Below are 15,022 nucleotides of genomic sequence, written 5' to 3' on the forward strand. Positions count from 1 at the left end.
TACTACACCACCTGCCGGCCCTGATACTGCGCCGGCCTTCTGTGTCCGCCGACCCGACCTGGTTGCTGTCGGGAGTGCGGGGATCGCGGTTGCGTGACCGGAGACCACCTCACTATCGATGTCCTGCGGTACCCGGACTCACCACTCTGCCCGGGCGATCCTGATGGCGTGGTTCCTCCGTTCTCTTCTCTGGTAACAACTGCTTTTCATGGGGGTACTGCGCACTGCTGGGTACTGCTCCACCGCGTACTGCCGGTGATGCGAACTGCACCCCGTCAGGGACCGCCTCTGCCATGACCGCGGTCCCGCTGTGGCGGCCCCTGATCACCGCGGGCCACCCGGTCCGGCCGTCAGTCCCGTCGCCGTCCTGCAACAACCCTGGCTTCGAGACTCCACTGCCGCACCGCCTTGCGACTGCATGTACTGCGGCCGGCAGTTCGTCTCTGCCAGGCCCACTTTCTCTCTGGGGTACGAGAGAAAACATAGCTATGCCAGTAACTAATGTCTACTCTGGCCAACATAGATTTTTGAGTGTCCAGCGTCGAGGTAATCGGCCTCGGCCACGGAGGCCGTAGGGCACCACTGATCGCGGCCCCGGGCGTCCCGGAGCGCCGATCGCTGACCTCGCCGCCCCGGGGAGACCCACCCACCGATACGCGAGAGGGCCCGACCGGCGGGTGCCGGTCGGGCCCTCTCGGCTGCCCGAGTGTCAGCTCATGCTCGCCCGAGGGCCACGGTCAGGCCGCTGCCGGGGTACCGAGCATCGCGGAGGCGTGCCCGAGGGGGTCGCGGGCTCGGGCCGACGCGGTGTGCTGGGGGAGGCCACGACAGGTGAAGCCGAGCTTGGTCATGGCGCGGACGACCTCACCTGCGCTGAAGTCGCGGCGGTCCTGCCGGGTGATGACCTGGCCGACCTGCTTGACGGGGTAGACGCGGCGACCGATGATCACGGACTCGCCGGCGACCTCCTCGGGCTTGACGCCCTTCATGGCGTCCAGGACGCCGCTCTTGGTGAGGTCGAAGGGGAAGCGGGCGATGACACAGCGCACGATGCCTCACAGGGAGAGGAAGGGAAGGGGTCCGCCGTGCTGGGGCGGTTCACGCGAGGGCGAGGAGGGGGGCGGGGGCGCCCGGGGCCTCGTCCTGTCCACGTACGCCGGACGGGATGACGACCGCGCGGGGACGCACGGCCCGCCCGGTCGTCGAAGTGGTGGCCGAGGTGGGCGGCGCTCCGTCGCCGGAGATGTCGCGCAGCCGGAGCCGGTCCGTGTAGGCGGGGCTGTCACGGACGGTGGTGAGCTGGGCCCGGGTCACCAGACCGGTGCGCTGATCGTCGTTGTCGCAGACGATCAGGTGCCCGGCGCGGGCCCCGGCCATGACGGCCAGGGCGACCTCCACGGTCATGTCGTCGCAGACTTGCGGTCCGGACGTGTCCGCGGCGGGGGCCGTCCTCATGCGCGCCGGGGCGGGGCGCGGCGGGCGGGGCTGCATCTGGACCAGCGTCACAACGTGCCTCCTGAGGAGATGGGTCAGCTTCCGGATCACGTGGTGTTCAGGCCGCCGGGCTGACGACGGACCGCCGTCCGCCGGCGCGCCGGCCGGCCGCGGCGGGACCACGGCGGCTGCGGGGGGCCGCGCCGCGCCTGCGCTGCTCTGCGGGGGGCGCAGTGATCGTCACGGGGATCCCGGAGGGGGTCCGCGCGCCCGTGATCCGGCTGAGCTCCTCCTCGCCGGAGCGGACCTGGGTCGTCCTGGGCACGATCCCGGCGGCGGCCATGAGGCGGGTCATGGAGCGCCGCTGGTTGGCGGTGACCAGAGTGACGACGCTGCCGGACTCGCCGGCTCGCGCGGTGCGGCCGCCACGGTGGAGGTAGTCCTTGTGGTCGACCGGCGGGTCCACGTTGACGACGAGGTCGAGGTGGTCGACGTGGATGCCGCGCGCGGCGACGTTGGTGGCGACGAGGACGGTGACGTGTCCGGTCTTGAACTGCGCCAGGGTGCGGGTGCGCTGCGGCTGTGACTTCCCGCCGTGCAGGGCGGCGGCCCGGACGCCGCAGCCGAGGAGGTCCTCGGTGAGGCGGTCCACGGCGTGCTTGGTGTCCAGGAACATGATCACCCGGCCCTCGCGCGCCGCGATCTCCGTCGTCAACCGCTGCTTGTCGGTGCCGTGCACGTGCAGGACGTGATGCTCCATCGTCGTGACCGCTCCCTGGGAGGGGTCCACGGAGTGGACCACGGGGTCGGTGAGGTAGTGGCGGACCAGGAGGTCGACGTTGCGGTCCAGCGTCGCGGAGAACAGCATCCGCTGGCCCTCGGGGCGGACCTGGTCCAGGAGCGCCGTCACCTGCGGCATGAAGCCCATGTCAGCCATCTGGTCGGCCTCGTCCAGGACGGTGATCGAGACCCGGTCCAGTCGGCAGTCACCGCGGTCGATGAGGTCCTTGAGGCGGCCGGGGGTGGCCACGACGACCTCCACGCCCCCGCGCAGCGCGATCGCCTGCCGGCGGATCGGCATGCCGCCGACGACGCTGGTCAGGCGCAGCTTCACAGCGCGGGCGTACGGGGTGAGGGCGTCGGTGACCTGCTGGGCGAGCTCCCGCGTCGGGACCAGGATCAGGGCCAGCGGTCGACGGGGCTCGGCGAGCTGCCCGGCGGTGCGGGCCAGCAGAGCCAGGCCGAAGGCGAGGGTCTTGCCGGAGCCGGTCCGGCCGCGGCCCAGGACGTCACGGCCCGCCAGGGAGTTCGGCAGCGTCGCGCCCTGGATCGGGAACGGGACGGACACGCCCTGCGCGGTGAGCGCGGCCAGGAGACGCCGGTCCAGAGCCAGGTCGGCGAAGGTCTCGACGGCGGGCAGCGCCGGAGTGATCGTCTTCGGCGGTGCGAACTCTCCCTGCACCGCTCCAGGCCGACGGCCGTGGCCGCCGGAGCGGCTCGGAGCGCCCGAACGGCTCGGCGCGGACGAGGCGAAGCGGCTGCTCCGGGGTGAACCTCCGGTGGAGGCATACGCGTGACCGCCGTTGCGGCGGGTGCGGGAGGAACGGTTGTTCGTGCGTGTGGGGTTCATGCAGAACCTTCCTTGATACGGCGCGTATCGAGGAATTCCGGCAGCGTATGAGCGGCGTCGGGAATCACAGGCACGGGCCGAATGAAATGCGAAAGCAAGCGCCCTGAACCGGGTCGAACGACTGTCGACGCGCAAGCGGGCGAGCGAAAGAAATGCGGGTGTCTCGGTTTCGAGTAGAGGACCCGAGAAATGCGTGCAGCTGGGGCCCGCACCCCGAAGGATGCGGGCCCCAGCTACGTTTGGCGCGTCAGTGTCAGGCGGCGACGATGTTCTCGGCCGTCGGGCCCTTCTGGCCCTGCGCGATGTCGAAGGTGACCTTCTGGCCCTCCTGCAGCTCACGGAAGCCCTGGGAGGCGATGTTCGAGTAGTGGGCGAACACGTCGGGGCCGCCACCGTCCTGCTCGATGAAGCCGAAACCCTTTTCCGCGTTGAACCACTTCACGGTGCCAGCAGCCATGTCATATCTCCTTGGGGCAGTACGACGGAATCCGTACCGTACGGACGCCGTGTCGCCGCGATGATGCCCTGCCCGGAGAATGACCGGAAATACAAAGCGCTTCCGTGCGGCGTGCGGCCGACAGGAGGCGCTTGAAATTTTTGGGTACCAAAACTGCAACTGAGTTCGACAGTAGCACGTCGCCGCAGCCCGTGTGGGCCGAATATTTCTCCCTGTGTGTCGCCGACAAAAACTCTCCCTGCGGTGGTCGTTAAATTCTCAGGCCGCGAGCGCAGGTATTCATGTCTTCCGAGCGCAGCGCCTCGGAAGCCGGGCGGTCGATCCTGCGGCGTCGGCAGGGCATCGGAATCCGTCCGCACCCTGCCCGCTGCCGTGGCCCGCGTGAGCGCTTGCTGGCCGGTATGAATCGTCCGCGTTCGTCACAGTGCCGTCGGCGATTCATCAGATGGTGCGTACCCGTGTTCATCGGACGCGCACGCCGGACGGGTGTGGCTACGGTCGTTCGCGTCGTCCCACGGGGGCGGCATCGGTCGAGTGCCGCATGCGCCAGGACCGTCCCGGCCCTCCGCGCCGGTTCGGAGCGCGCCCGAGCGGCTCCCAGGGAGTGGACATGGGTTCTGTCGGTCGTAGGACCGTCGCGGTGATGGCAGCCGCTCTGGCGTCGCTGGGGGCGGGAAGCGGTGTCGCCGCGACCGCGACCCCCTCGTCGCCCACTCCGTGCAGCGGCGCGGAATGCCCCAGCCTGAAGCCGGTCAGGCTCACGACCAGCCAGGCGACTCTGAACGTCACCCAGATGCAACTGGAGAACATCCACGCGATGGCCTCCGACGCCATCACGGGGGAGCCCATCCGGGGGGCGAAGATCGTGTTCGCCACCGTCGGTGGCCGGACGCTGGGGGCCGCCTTCACCGACTACGACGGTGTCGCCTCGATCACCGCCCCGGAGAACCTGGGTCCCGGAACCCTCCAGGAGCTGCTCGGCGGCTACGAAGCCGCGCTCGTGGGCGACGGCGTGCACGCTCCCGTCGGGGCCCACGGCGCGATCACCGTCGGTACCGACCAGGGGCCCGGGGTGCCGGGCGCGCCCTGCTCGCTCTGCAGTGACCGTGGGCTCAAGCAGGACGTGGTCCCGGTCGACTGGAGCCGGTGACGATGCGGATCCGGATCCTCGGCAGGCGGGCCCGGGCGGCCGACGACGCTTCTCCGGACCCTTCCGCGGCAGGTCCACGGGACACCGTCGGCGTGGCCCCGGTCGGCGCGGTCAACGGCTTCGCCGTCCTGGATGCCGTGGCCGCGCTGCCGGTCAGCACCTGGCGCTATCTGTGGGAGCCCGAAGGCGTCCGTCACCTCGGGCCCATGGCCCAGGACTGGCACGCCGCCTTCGGATTCAACCGGGACGACACCAGGATCCCCGTCGTCGACGGCCTCGGCGTGGCCCTGGTCTGCATCCAGGCGCTCCAACGCCACGTGGAGGAGCTCAGGGCCGAAGTCGCCATGCTGCGCGAGGCCGTGGCCACGACTCCGTCCGAGGAGGGGCGATGACGGCGCACGGTCTGTCGCCGGTGTCCACGGATGCGATCTGGCGTCTTCCGGTAACGGTCTGCCGCATCACCGGGTTCCTGGGCGAGCGGACGGCTGGCCTCCTGCTGGAGCGTGCCATCGCCTCCACGGGTGACCGGCTCAGGCCTTCCCTGGTCCGGGACCGGGAGCTGGCCCCCGCCCTGCGCAAGTCCCGGTCGTGCCACGACTTCCAGGCGTCTGAGCTACTGGCGGCCATCGACGACGTCCGGGAGGCAGTCGAGCACACGCTGGGAATCGACTGCCGCCACACCGAGCCCAGTTACGGTCTCAACGTGCACAATGACGGGGACTTCTACGGGCCGCACCAGGACACCAGCGCCGCGTACTCCCCCCGCCGTCTGCTCACGTTCGTCTACTACCTGCACCGCACGCCCCGGCCGTTCGGCGGCGGCGAGCTGCGCGTCTTCGACGCCGCCCTGCCGCTGCACACCGAGACGACCGGAGAGTGGGAGGAACGTACCTGGCGGGACTGGGAGCCCGAGCACGACAGCATCGTGTTCTTCCTTCCCACCGCCTGGCACGAGGTGCGACCGGTCGTGTGCCCCGGAAGGCAGCACGAAGACAGCCGCTTCGCCGTCAACGGCTGGCTGTGCGCCCCCGACCCGACGCACCGCAGGGACGACGAGTGCCTGTGAGCAGCGGGCCCGAGAACCACGACAAAGCCCCAGGTCGCCGACCTGGGGCTTCGTAGAAGAGCGGATGACGGGAATCGAACCCGCGCTATAAGCTTGGGAATCACCGAAGCCGGCACCGATCATAAGGTTTCTGACCTGCGAAAACGCCCCTCCTCGCGGCTCCTTTCGGTGATCCGGCGATACCCGTGTCGACCGCTGTTCACCGTTCCGAAGGGCACGGATGGGGCACGATGCCACGGGGCCTCGGATGCAGAGCCGAGGTGCCCTCATGGACGCGCCCGGCCGCGGCGTCGAGTCCCGGGCGGCGGCGGTGGAGCCCGTGAACGTCAAGGCCGGGCGGCTCAGACGGGCCATGGCGCGGTAGGGGGTGCCGGCCACAGGAATCGAGGGCGCAGCCGAGTCGTCTACGCGGACACCGACACCGATGAGCTGCACAACGCCAGGCAGACCCACGACCGGGAACAGCCGCTGTGCCACGTTGGAAGGGCTCGGCGGGGTCGCGCCCTCGAAGCCAAGGCTCGCCCCGCCGGGGCACCGGCAGCGGCACCGAGTCAGCGCAGAAGGCCCCCGATGCAGAACACGGACACAGACGCCGAGGTTGTGGTCGCGCTGATCATCGCCGGCTCGACGCTCGGCGGTGCGCCGTAACTCCTCTCCACCGGCGTACTGGTGCTCATTGCCGCCGTTCCCCACCTCGGCGTGACTCCGTGGCACCCCGCCGCTTCGCCCACTGATCCACCCACAGGATCCTGGCCGCCGTTCCTTCTCCGCGGCCCGGCTTGCGCGCCGTAGGGCGCCGTGGGCCACGCGGAGCGCTGGTTCGTACGGGCGACGCCGGGCAGATTGATTAGTCACAATTCTTTACCGACGCACGACACCGGCGGCACGGCGTGTGATCAACAACCGGTGCTCCATGCCAATCTGCCCGAGCACGTGGTGGCTTGGAGCCGGAGGTACACCGCCCATGGCGGCGAACAACAACCCCACCGTCACAGGACGACGACTGGGGGCGGAGCTGCGCCGGCTCCGTGAGGACCGCGGTATGACCGGCACGCAGGTCGCGGCGGAACTGCTGATCTCCCAGGCCAAGGTCAGTCACATGGAGACGGGTCGCCGTGCGGTGAGTCCCCGCGACGTGCGCGATCTCTGCGTTCTCTACGGCGTCACCGACCAGCATCTTGTCGACCACCTGACTGCACTGGCCAGGGAGTCGAGCCGACAGGGCTGGTGGCACTCCTACGGCGACATCCCCCACAGCGTCTATCTCGACCTGGAGGCGGTCGCCACCTCCGTCCGGGCGTACGAGTCCATCGTGATCCCCGGCCTGCTGCAGACCCCCGCCTACGCCGCCGCGGTCATTGAGGAAACGATCCCCCTCGTCACGGTCGTCCAGGCCGCCGCGCGACTGAAGGTGCGACTTCGTCGTCAGCACCGGATCTACGACCCCGCCCGCCGGTTGCATCTGTGGGTCGTCCTGGACGAATCGGCCCTGCGGCGCGTCGTCGGCAGCCGGGAGATCATGCGCGAACAACTGGAGCACCTGCACGCGCTCAGCACAGAACCGCACATCACCGTCGAGGTGCTCCCCCACAGCGCAGGCGCTCACCCGGGGCTGACGGGACAGTTCTCCCTCCTGGAGTTCTCCGACACCCGTGAGGCGGTGGTGTATCTGGAGAGGTTCACCAGCGGCCTCTGCCTGGCGAAGGCGTCCGACGTACGGCAGTACAGCGTGACGCACGCCCGGCTGCGGGCGCTGGCCCTCGCCCCGGAGCAGAGCCGGCACTTCATCACCGACGCCATCAAGCTCTACGCGTGCATGAGGCGGTACGGCTGGGGGACCTTTCGTCCGTACTCGCGTGGCTGGATGAGCCGACGCCGTGCGTCTCCTGCCTTATGCCCTGGGGAGGGACCTCGCTTTGGCTCCTACGAGCAATGCCCGGCTGAGTGGAAACGGCCGCACCCGTGCCGCTCTCGCGTTGGCGCTGGCGCTGGCGCTGGCGACGCTGACGGCGTCGGCATCGGGATTCACTGCGCCGTCGGCGTTCGCCGACTCGGCCTCGGACGAGACCGTCCTGCCTGCGGCCCCGCGCTTCTCGCCTCGCGCCACCTCGATCCTCAACGCGGGGGAGACCGTCTCTGAGACGCGATTGAGCCAAACGGTCCGTTCGTTTATCGATCACGCTCGGCGCTACGGTTCCGATCCCGCACTCGTTCCGGCCGGCCACGGGGGCAACTGGTCCTTGCCTCTGAGTTCTTCGGCCTTGTCGAAGCACGCCTGAGCAGCAGCGGTTTCGCCGAAGTGCGCGTGGGTCCGTCCGACGGCCATCAGGGTGTCCATCGAGCCGCCGGCGTCGCCGACCTGACGTCGCAGAGCCAGAGCCTCGGTCAAGGCGTCGAGCGCTTCGTCACGCCGGCCGAGTGCGCGCAGGGTGTCGCCGAGATCTTCCAGGGCGATGGCGATGTTGGTGAGGTACCCCAGCTCGCGGCACATGGCCAACACCTGGCGGTACACGGCCTCGGCCTGCCGGAGTTCGCCAGCGGCGCGATGGGCCGTGGCCAGTCCGCTCAGGAGCGGAGCCTCGCTGCGCTCGCTGCCGGACCGCCTGAAGAGATCGATGGCCTTCCGCGCGTGGTCGAGGGCTTGCCGTGGGCGGTGCGTCCCGCTGTAGGCCCGGGAAAGGTTGGAGTAGACACCCGCCCGGCACTCGAGATCGCCGCTCGCCTCGAAATGGGGGAGGCAGTCCAGCAGGCAGGTGAGGCTGGCATCGTGCCGGTGCGCCATGCGGTGCGCCACTCCGAGGCGGAACAGGACCCATGCCTGCCCCTCGTGGTCGTCGTGCGCCTTCGCCGTGGCCAGCGCCGACCGCAGGCAGGTGTCCCACACGCCGGTCCACCAGTACGTGGTGGCGTAGCCGAAGAGGTTGAGGGCCAGCCGCCAGGCCAGATCCGGACGCGGGGACAGCGCGGCCGCCTGGACGGCTTCGCGCAGGTTGGGCAGCTCCTGCACGAACCACGCCAGCGCCCCGGCGGCGTCGGAGAAGCGCGGCGCCCGGCCCGCCGGGCCCTCCTCGAACCTCGGGCCGGCGGGCATGCCAGGCGCGATCGTCGCACTGGCCGCCTCGGTTGCGACGGTGTACCAGGTCAGGAGCCTCAGCAGCGCCGTCCTTCGGGCGGGCTCGGACTCCTCCGCGGCGCTGCGCTCGGCCGCGTACTCTCCGACCAGGTCGTGGAACCGGTATCGCCCGGGCTCCGGATTCTGCAGCAGATGTACGTCCCCCAGGAGTCCGAGCACCTCGGCGGTCCTGCGCGCGGGAAGGTCCAGCAGCGCGGCGGAGGCATCGATGCTCAGCCCCTCGCCGCGCCACAGGCTGAGCAGCCGGAAGGCACGCGCCGCATCGCGTTCGTGGCGGTCACGGCTGTCCCGCAGCATCAGATAGCTGGAGGCGAAGGAGCTGTGGACGGACAGGCTGCCGGCCGACAGGGCCCGCAGCCGGCCGTCGCCGGCTTCCAGTTGCTCCGCGATCGTGCGCAGCGGCCAGGAGGGGCGAACCCTCGCCTTCGCTCCGACGATCCGCAGGGCCAGGGGCAGTCCGGCACAGGCCGCTAGGATCCGCGTAGCGTCCCCTGCCTCCGCCAGGACCCGGTCGGCACCGCAGAACGCCGAGAGCATCGCCCGTTGGTCGCCTTCGCCGAGCGGCTCCAGGGGAACCCGGGCTCCGATGGGCAGGTCGGGCAGCGCGTTCCTGCTGGTGATCAGGACCGAGCAGCCGGCCGAACCCGGCAGGAGCGGGAGCACCTGCTCGACGTCGTGGGCGTTGTCGAGGACCATCAGCACGCCCCTGTCCGTCAGGCAGGTACGGAGCAGCGCCGAGCGTCCGTCGGTGTCGCCGGGTATCGGCAGGCCGGGACCGGCCGGAGTGTCGGACAGATCGCTCAGGAATCGCCCGAGCAGGTCGTGCGGGTCCTGGCGGGTACCGAGCCCGAATCCGTGCAGGTCCGTGAAGATCTGGCCGCCCGGAAAGCGGTCGCCCAGGATGCGCGCGGCGTGGACGGCCAGGGCGGTCTTCCCGACGCCGCTCATTCCGGTGACGACCGCCATGCGGGGGCCCCGGTCGTCCGGCCGGGGGGTGAGCAGCTCGATCAGGGTCCGCACCTCGTCGGCGCGCCCCGTGAAATCGGGGACGTCGGCGGGCAGCTGGGACGGAGCGGGCCAGGTCCTGACGGTACGCGGGTCAGCGGCTTCGTCGGGCACGTCGGCGTCGACGGACGCGCCGTCGCCGGGGTGCCCGCTGGCGGCGTGCACCGCATCGGCCTGTCGGCCGTTCTCGGCGGCGACGGCCGGGCCCGTCCACTGCAGCGCCGGGTCGTCGACCAGCAGTGACTGATGCAGATCGCGCAGTGCGCGGCCCGGATCGGTGCCGAGCTCCTCGGCCAGGTCATGGCGCACGCGCTCGAACGCGAGCAGCGCCTCGGCCTGGCGACCGCTGCGAAACAGGGCGAGGATCAGCTGGGCGCAGAACACCTCGTGCAGTGGGTACCGGGCGGTCCACCGGCTGATCTCGGGAACGATCTCGTGGTGACGCCCCAGCCGGAGCTCGGCCGCGAAGTGCCACTCCCGGGCCTGCACCCGCGCCTGCTCGTAGTGTGTGATCTGGGGACGCAGGGTCTCGGACACGGGGGCGTCAGCGAGCGGAGCACCGCGCCACAGCTGTTCGGCCGCCCGGGTCAGGCGGCTGACGGACACCCAGTCCTGCCGGGACTGTGCCGTCTTCGCCTCAGCGAGCAGCAGGGTGAACTCCTCGGTGTCCACCTCGCCGTCGTGGACGAGGAGTCGGTAGCCGGTCGGTACGGACGCGAGGCGCTCGGCGTCGACGGCCGACAGGGTTCGTCGCAACTGGCTCACGTAGTTGCTCAGGGCGGCAGCGGCCGTCGCGGGCGGACTCTCACCCCACAGCGCGGCCGCGAGCCGCTCACGTGAGACGAGGCGGTTCGGCTCGAGAAGCAGCGCGGCCAGCAGGGCCCTGCTCTTCGGAGTGGGAACGGCGAGAGGCCTGCCACCGGCGTCATGGACGGTCAGCGGACCCAGCAGACCGAACCTCATCCCCACCGCTCCGTGATCCCCGGGCACGCCACCGCGCTGATCATAGCCAGCGCCGAAACCGGGCCGTTGACGTTCCATTGCCGCCGCCCCGCAGACTCGGGCGCCAGAGACCGACGTGCACCGGAGCCGAGAAGAATCCGGAAGCCGAGAGGAACAAGGAGGCCCTGTGGCCAAGGTCGTGGAACTCACCTATTACCCGGTCAAGGGCTGCGCGGGCCTCTCCGTGCAGGATGCCTTCATGGCCCCGGCGGGACTCCCGCACGATCGCTCATTCATGATCGTCGACGAGAACGGAGTCTTCCGCAGCCAGCGGCGCGATCCCCGGCTGGCCCTGATACGCCCGAGCATCGCGGCCGACGGAACGCGCCTGACCTTGGAGGCCCCGGGTTCCGGCACCGTCACCGTCCCGGTGGACTCGTCGTCCGAGCGACGGCCGGTGGAACTGTTCGGAGCTCCGTTCACCGGCATCGATCAGGGCGACGAGGCAGCAGCCTGGCTCTCCGCGGTGACAGGCGGGCCGAGCCGACTCGTGCGGGTGCCGCCCGAGCACGACCGGATCACCGACGGACTCGTCGCGGGCACATCGGGCTACGCCGACAGCTGCGCGGTGCACGTCGTCTCCCGCTCGTCCATGGCCGCCCTCAACGAGCGCCTCGTCTCCGACGGCGCGGAACCGCTGCCGATCAGTCGGTTCCGCCCCAATGTCGTCGTCGACGGATGGGACGATCCCCACACCGAGGACCTCGCGCGCCGCATCACCGTCGGCTCGGTGGAGTTGGCGTACGCGAAGCTCGCCATCCGCTGCGCCGTCACCTTGGTCGACCAGCAGTCCGGGCGCCGGAGCGGGCGGGAACCGATCCGCACCCTCGCCACCTACCGGCGGGCCGCTGAGGGCGGCGTCGCCTTCGGCGTGAAGCTGGCCGTGGTCCGGCCCGGCCGACTGTCCGTTGGCGATGGCGTGACAGTCAGCTCGTGGGGAGTGTCCGAACTTCGCGCCGATGGTGCGGCGACGATCATGTGACCGGGTCGGACAGGTCTGGACAACGACGAAGCCCCAGGTCGCTGACCTGGGGCTTCGTAGAAGAGCGGATGACGGGAATCGAACCCGCGCTATAAGCTTGGGAAGCTCATGTTCTACCATTAAACTACATCCGCACAGCGGCCGGATGATCCGTGCCGCATCGTTGCACACTGTACCCCATGCGCCACTCGAGGCGAAGTTCACGCGTTCGGCGTGTGCGGAGTGCCGCGTGGAGGGTGCGCCCCCTTCATCCCCTAATGTGGCTGATCGTCCACCACAGGTGTAGGGGAAGGGACTTGATGGCTTCGATGGAGCGCACCGTCGTCCGTTGTGCCGAAGGGCATGTGTTCAGTACCGCCTCGTTCCCGCTTCAGCAGCTCGGTGCCGCGCGGATCGGGCCCGGGCGGCTCATCCGGTGTCCGAGGTGCGCGCGGTTGCGGCACGCGGTGCCGGTGGAGGTCGGGCGGCGCTGAGCCGTGAGGTGCCGGGGCGCGGGTGCCTGCCGATCGGGGCAGGTCCGCGCCCTCTTCGTATCGTGCGTATCGTGGGGGCGTGCTTCTCTCAGACAAGGACATCCGGGCCGAGATCGATGCCGGACGGGTGCGCATCGACCCGTACGACGAATCCATGGTGCAGCCCTCGAGCATCGACGTGAGGCTTGACCGCTTCTTCCGGGTGTTCGAGAACCACCGCTACCCGCACATCGACCCCGCCGTCGAGCAGCTGGACCTGACGCGTGAGGTCGAGCCGGAGGGCGACGAGGCGTTCATCCTGCACCCGGGCGAGTTCGTGCTCGCCTCGACCTACGAGGTCATCACCCTGCCGGACGACATCGCCTCGCGTCTGGAGGGGAAGAGCTCTCTGGGGCGGCTCGGGCTCGTGACGCACTCGACCGCCGGCTTCATCGACCCCGGTTTCTCCGGGCACGTGACCCTGGAGCTGTCGAACCTCGCCACCCTGCCGATCAAGCTCTGGCCGGGGATGAAGATCGGCCAGCTGTGCATGTTCCGGCTGAGCTCGCCCGCCGAGTTCCCGTACGGGAGCGAGCGGTACGGCTCGCGGTACCAGGGCCAGCGGGGGCCGACGGCCTCCCGCTCCTACATGAACTTCCATCGGACCCAGGTGTGAGGCGGTCGCAGGCATGAGTGAGGTACGCGAGAACCTGACGTACGAGGGCTTCGGGACCGCCGTCCGCGAGCTGGCGCAGACCATCGCCGACGACGGCTACGAGCCCGACCTGGTGCTCTCCATCGCCCGTGGCGGCGTCTTCGTCGCCGGCGGTCTGGCCTACGCCCTGGACTGCAAGAACATCCACCTCGTGAACGTGGAGTTCTACACCGGTGTGGGGACCACGCTGGAGATGCCGGTCATGCTGGCGCCCGTGCCCAACGCGATCGACTTCAGCGACAAGAAGGTGCTCATCACCGACGACGTCGCGGACACCGGAAAGACCCTGAAGCTCGTCCACGACTTCTGCGTCGACCACGTCGCCGAGGTCCGCTCCGCCGTCATCTACGAGAAGTCCCACTCCCTCGTGAAGTGCGAGTACGTGTGGAAGAAGACCGACGAGTGGATCAATTTCCCCTGGTCGGTCGAGCCGCCCGTCGTGAAGCGCGAGGGCCAGGTCCTCGACGCCTGACGGTACGGGCAGGGAACACGGAAGGGGCGACCCGCGAGACATCGCGGGTCGCCCCTTCGCGTGGGCCGGAGGCGTCAGTCCCAGACGTAGAGGCCCCAGCCGGCGGACTCGCGGAGACAGTAGTAGGACGAGTAGCCGTGGCGGACGTAGTACGCGCCGCCGCCCTGGCACTGTGCCTCGGAGCTGTAGTGCGTGATGAAGTGCATCGACGTGGTGGAGGCGGGAGCGGCGGAGGCGGTGCTCGACAGGGCCCCCGACATTCCGAAGGCGGCGAGCGCGGCCGAGAACACCGCTATGCGCGAAAGAGTGCCGGACATAAAACTCCTCGAAACGAATTGAGAATGAGTCCATGCGGTGGATCGGTGTTGATCTTTGTTGCGTGGTGGTGGCACGTCAACGGAACGGTGAAAGACGTGCCGGGAATGGCCGCCAACCGTCGTTCATGGCCGGTATTCGACAGTGTCGAACAGAGGAGAAGCCCCCCATCGCCGTGCGATGAGGGGCTTCTCCGTGTTCGTACGTGGTTACAGCGTGCCCAGCTTGATCAGGCTCAGCAGGGCCACCAGCTGGATCGCCGAGGCGCCCAGGGCCTTCGGCCACGGCAGGTCGTGCGAGCGGCTCACCATCAGGGTGAAGAGCGCCCCCGCCGCCAGCCAGGTCGCCCAGCCGATGACCTGCACCAGGCCGTTCTCGCCGCCCAGGAAGAGCGCGAAGACAAGGCGCGGGGTGTCCGTGATCGACATGATCAGCATGGAGAGGCCGACCGTGGGCTGCCAGGCCCCGTCACCGCCCAGCTGGCGCGCGAGGGTGTGGGTGACCGCGCCCAGGATCAGGCCGCCGAGCACGAAGCCGAGGGCGGTCATCAGGACGTACGGGATCGCACTCGACAGCGTCGCGTTGATCGCCTCGTCGCGGGCCTTGTCGAAGCCGAAGATCGCGAGGAGCCCGTAGAGGAACGTGACGATCAGCGCCGGGCCCCAGACGGCGTGGTCCCGCATCCGCAGGAACGTGTCCGCCGGGCGGAGCACGATGCCGCTCAGGAGCGGCTTCCAGGGGAGCCGGGGGCCCGTCGGTACGGGGGCGGGGGGCGGTCCGCCCTGGGCGTACGGGTCGTCGACGCTGAACATCTGGGTGTGGCCCGGGTTGTTCGCCGCCGCCGCGTGCTGCTGGTGCTGCTGCCCGCCGTAGGGCTCGCCGAAGTACTCCGGCTCCCCGTACGGCTGCTGCTGGTGCCCCTGCTGCCCGTACGGCTGCCGCTGCTGCCCCTGCTGTCCGTACGCCTGCCCCTGCTGTCCGTACCCCTGCTGCGGGCGGCCCTGCGGCGGCTGCTGCCACTGCTGCTGCGGGTGCGGCGGCGGGGCCGCGTTGTACCCGTACGGCGCCTGCTGCGGTTGTTGTTGCGGGGGGCGGTTGTCCCGGCCGCGTCCGTTCCTGAATCCAGCCACGTCGTCGAACGTACCCGCTTCCGCTGTGCGGGCGCTCCTCAGGCCGGGCCTTGCCACTGAGCTGTGACATCCCCTAGGG

Annotated in this window: 14 protein-coding genes and 1 tRNA gene; 7 read left to right on the forward strand and 8 right to left on the reverse strand. The window is 69.8% G+C overall.

Annotated features, from left to right (window positions below; genetic code table 11):
- Nucleotides 1-737: 737 nt before the first annotated feature.
- From IE237_RS18535 to IE237_RS18550, 4 genes are all read right to left on the reverse strand, one after another.
- Nucleotides 738-1,049, reverse strand: a complete 312-nt coding sequence (locus IE237_RS18535; protein WP_189803119.1) for an SCO5918 family protein — start codon at nt 1,047-1,049, stop codon at nt 738-740.
- Between the two features lie 49 nt (nt 1,050-1,098).
- Nucleotides 1,099-1,506 (reverse strand): CBS domain-containing protein, encoded by a 408-nt coding sequence (locus tag IE237_RS18540; protein WP_370468202.1) that lies wholly within the window; start codon nt 1,504-1,506, stop codon nt 1,099-1,101.
- A 46-nt stretch (nt 1,507-1,552) separates the two neighbouring features.
- Nucleotides 1,553-3,064, reverse strand: coding sequence for a DEAD/DEAH box helicase (locus tag IE237_RS18545; protein WP_189803120.1), 1,512 nt, complete (start codon nt 3,062-3,064; stop codon nt 1,553-1,555).
- A gap of 253 nt (nt 3,065-3,317) precedes the next feature.
- Nucleotides 3,318-3,521, reverse strand: a complete 204-nt coding sequence (locus IE237_RS18550) for a cold-shock protein (protein ID WP_189803121.1) — start codon at nt 3,519-3,521, stop codon at nt 3,318-3,320.
- A 643-nt stretch (nt 3,522-4,164) separates the two neighbouring features.
- On the opposite strand from IE237_RS18550, the gene IE237_RS18555 reads away from it, so the two are divergent.
- The 4 genes from IE237_RS18555 (at nt 4,165) to IE237_RS18570 (ending at nt 7,877) form a co-directional block, all read left to right on the forward strand.
- A complete protein-coding gene (locus tag IE237_RS18555) occupies nt 4,165-4,671 on the forward strand; it encodes a hypothetical protein (protein WP_229842753.1) in 507 nt (168 codons plus the stop codon).
- Between the two features lie 2 nt (nt 4,672-4,673).
- Nucleotides 4,674-5,063 (forward strand): tail fiber domain-containing protein, encoded by a 390-nt coding sequence (locus tag IE237_RS18560; RefSeq protein WP_189803351.1) that lies wholly within the window; start codon nt 4,674-4,676, stop codon nt 5,061-5,063.
- The gene (locus IE237_RS18565) at nt 5,060-5,737 is read left to right on the forward strand and encodes a 2OG-Fe(II) oxygenase (RefSeq protein WP_189803123.1); all 678 of its coding nucleotides are present in this window, start codon (nt 5,060-5,062) and stop codon (nt 5,735-5,737) included. Before IE237_RS18560 ends, IE237_RS18565 begins: the two co-directional genes overlap by 4 nt.
- 964 nt (nt 5,738-6,701) lie before the next feature.
- Nucleotides 6,702-7,877: a helix-turn-helix domain-containing protein gene (locus IE237_RS18570; RefSeq protein WP_189803124.1), complete on the forward strand. Its 1,176-nt coding sequence runs from the start codon at nt 6,702-6,704 to the stop codon at nt 7,875-7,877.
- A gap of 48 nt (nt 7,878-7,925) precedes the next feature.
- Here the strand turns inward: IE237_RS18570 and IE237_RS18575 are convergent, their stop codons facing one another.
- Nucleotides 7,926-10,838 (reverse strand): AfsR/SARP family transcriptional regulator, encoded by a 2,913-nt coding sequence (locus tag IE237_RS18575; protein WP_189803125.1) that lies wholly within the window; start codon nt 10,836-10,838, stop codon nt 7,926-7,928.
- Nucleotides 10,839-11,004: 166 nt separating this feature from the next.
- Between IE237_RS18575 and IE237_RS18580 the strand changes: the two genes are divergently transcribed.
- Entirely contained in the window at nt 11,005-11,859 is an 855-nt protein-coding gene (locus IE237_RS18580) for an MOSC domain-containing protein (protein ID WP_189803126.1), read from the forward strand.
- Between the two features lie 63 nt (nt 11,860-11,922).
- On the opposite strand, the gene IE237_RS18585 is transcribed toward IE237_RS18580, so the two are convergent.
- Nucleotides 11,923-11,993, reverse strand: a tRNA-Gly gene (locus IE237_RS18585).
- A 418-nt stretch (nt 11,994-12,411) separates the two neighbouring features.
- Here IE237_RS18585 and dcd point away from each other — a divergent pair.
- Together dcd and IE237_RS18595 are read left to right on the forward strand one after the other, a co-directional pair.
- Nucleotides 12,412-12,987 carry a dCTP deaminase gene (dcd, locus tag IE237_RS18590; protein WP_030690788.1) on the forward strand — a complete coding sequence of 192 codons (576 nt, stop codon included), beginning with the start codon at nt 12,412-12,414 and terminating at the stop codon, nt 12,985-12,987.
- Nucleotides 12,988-13,000: 13 nt separating this feature from the next.
- Nucleotides 13,001-13,498 carry a phosphoribosyltransferase gene (locus IE237_RS18595; RefSeq protein WP_189803127.1) on the forward strand — a complete coding sequence of 166 codons (498 nt, stop codon included), beginning with the start codon at nt 13,001-13,003 and terminating at the stop codon, nt 13,496-13,498.
- Nucleotides 13,499-13,572: 74 nt separating this feature from the next.
- Here the strand turns inward: IE237_RS18595 and IE237_RS18600 are convergent, their stop codons facing one another.
- Together IE237_RS18600 and IE237_RS18605 are read right to left on the reverse strand one after the other, a co-directional pair.
- Entirely contained in the window at nt 13,573-13,815 is a 243-nt protein-coding gene (locus IE237_RS18600) for a hypothetical protein (protein ID WP_189803128.1), read from the reverse strand.
- 207 nt (nt 13,816-14,022) lie between these two features.
- The gene (locus tag IE237_RS18605; RefSeq protein WP_189803129.1) at nt 14,023-14,943 is read right to left on the reverse strand and encodes a Yip1 family protein; all 921 of its coding nucleotides are present in this window, start codon (nt 14,941-14,943) and stop codon (nt 14,023-14,025) included.
- Nucleotides 14,944-15,022 lie beyond the last annotated feature (79 nt).

This window comes from Streptomyces tanashiensis, assembly GCF_014648895.1.
GTDB lineage: Bacteria > Actinomycetota > Actinomycetes > Streptomycetales > Streptomycetaceae > Streptomyces > Streptomyces tanashiensis.

Bases quoted from the DNA above. Each gene is read 5' to 3' on its own strand.
- IE237_RS18600 (WP_189803128.1), bottom strand. From the start codon at position 13,815: ATGTCCGGCACTCTTTCGCGCATAGCGGTGTTCTCGGCCGCGCTCGCC.
- IE237_RS18555 (WP_229842753.1), top strand. From the start codon at position 4,165: ATGGCAGCCGCTCTGGCGTCGCTGGGGGCGGGAAGCGGTGTCGCCGCG.
- IE237_RS18575 (WP_189803125.1), bottom strand. From the start codon at position 10,838: ATGAGGTTCGGTCTGCTGGGTCCGCTGACCGTCCATGACGCCGGTGGC.
- IE237_RS18545 (WP_189803120.1), bottom strand. From the start codon at position 3,064: ATGAACCCCACACGCACGAACAACCGTTCCTCCCGCACCCGCCGCAAC.
- IE237_RS18550 (WP_189803121.1), bottom strand. From the start codon at position 3,521: ATGGCTGCTGGCACCGTGAAGTGGTTCAACGCGGAAAAGGGTTTCGGC.
- IE237_RS18560 (WP_189803351.1), top strand. From the start codon at position 4,674: ATGCGGATCCGGATCCTCGGCAGGCGGGCCCGGGCGGCCGACGACGCT.
- IE237_RS18570 (WP_189803124.1), top strand. From the start codon at position 6,702: ATGGCGGCGAACAACAACCCCACCGTCACAGGACGACGACTGGGGGCG.
- IE237_RS18595 (WP_189803127.1), top strand. From the start codon at position 13,001: ATGAGTGAGGTACGCGAGAACCTGACGTACGAGGGCTTCGGGACCGCC.
- IE237_RS18565 (WP_189803123.1), top strand. From the start codon at position 5,060: ATGACGGCGCACGGTCTGTCGCCGGTGTCCACGGATGCGATCTGGCGT.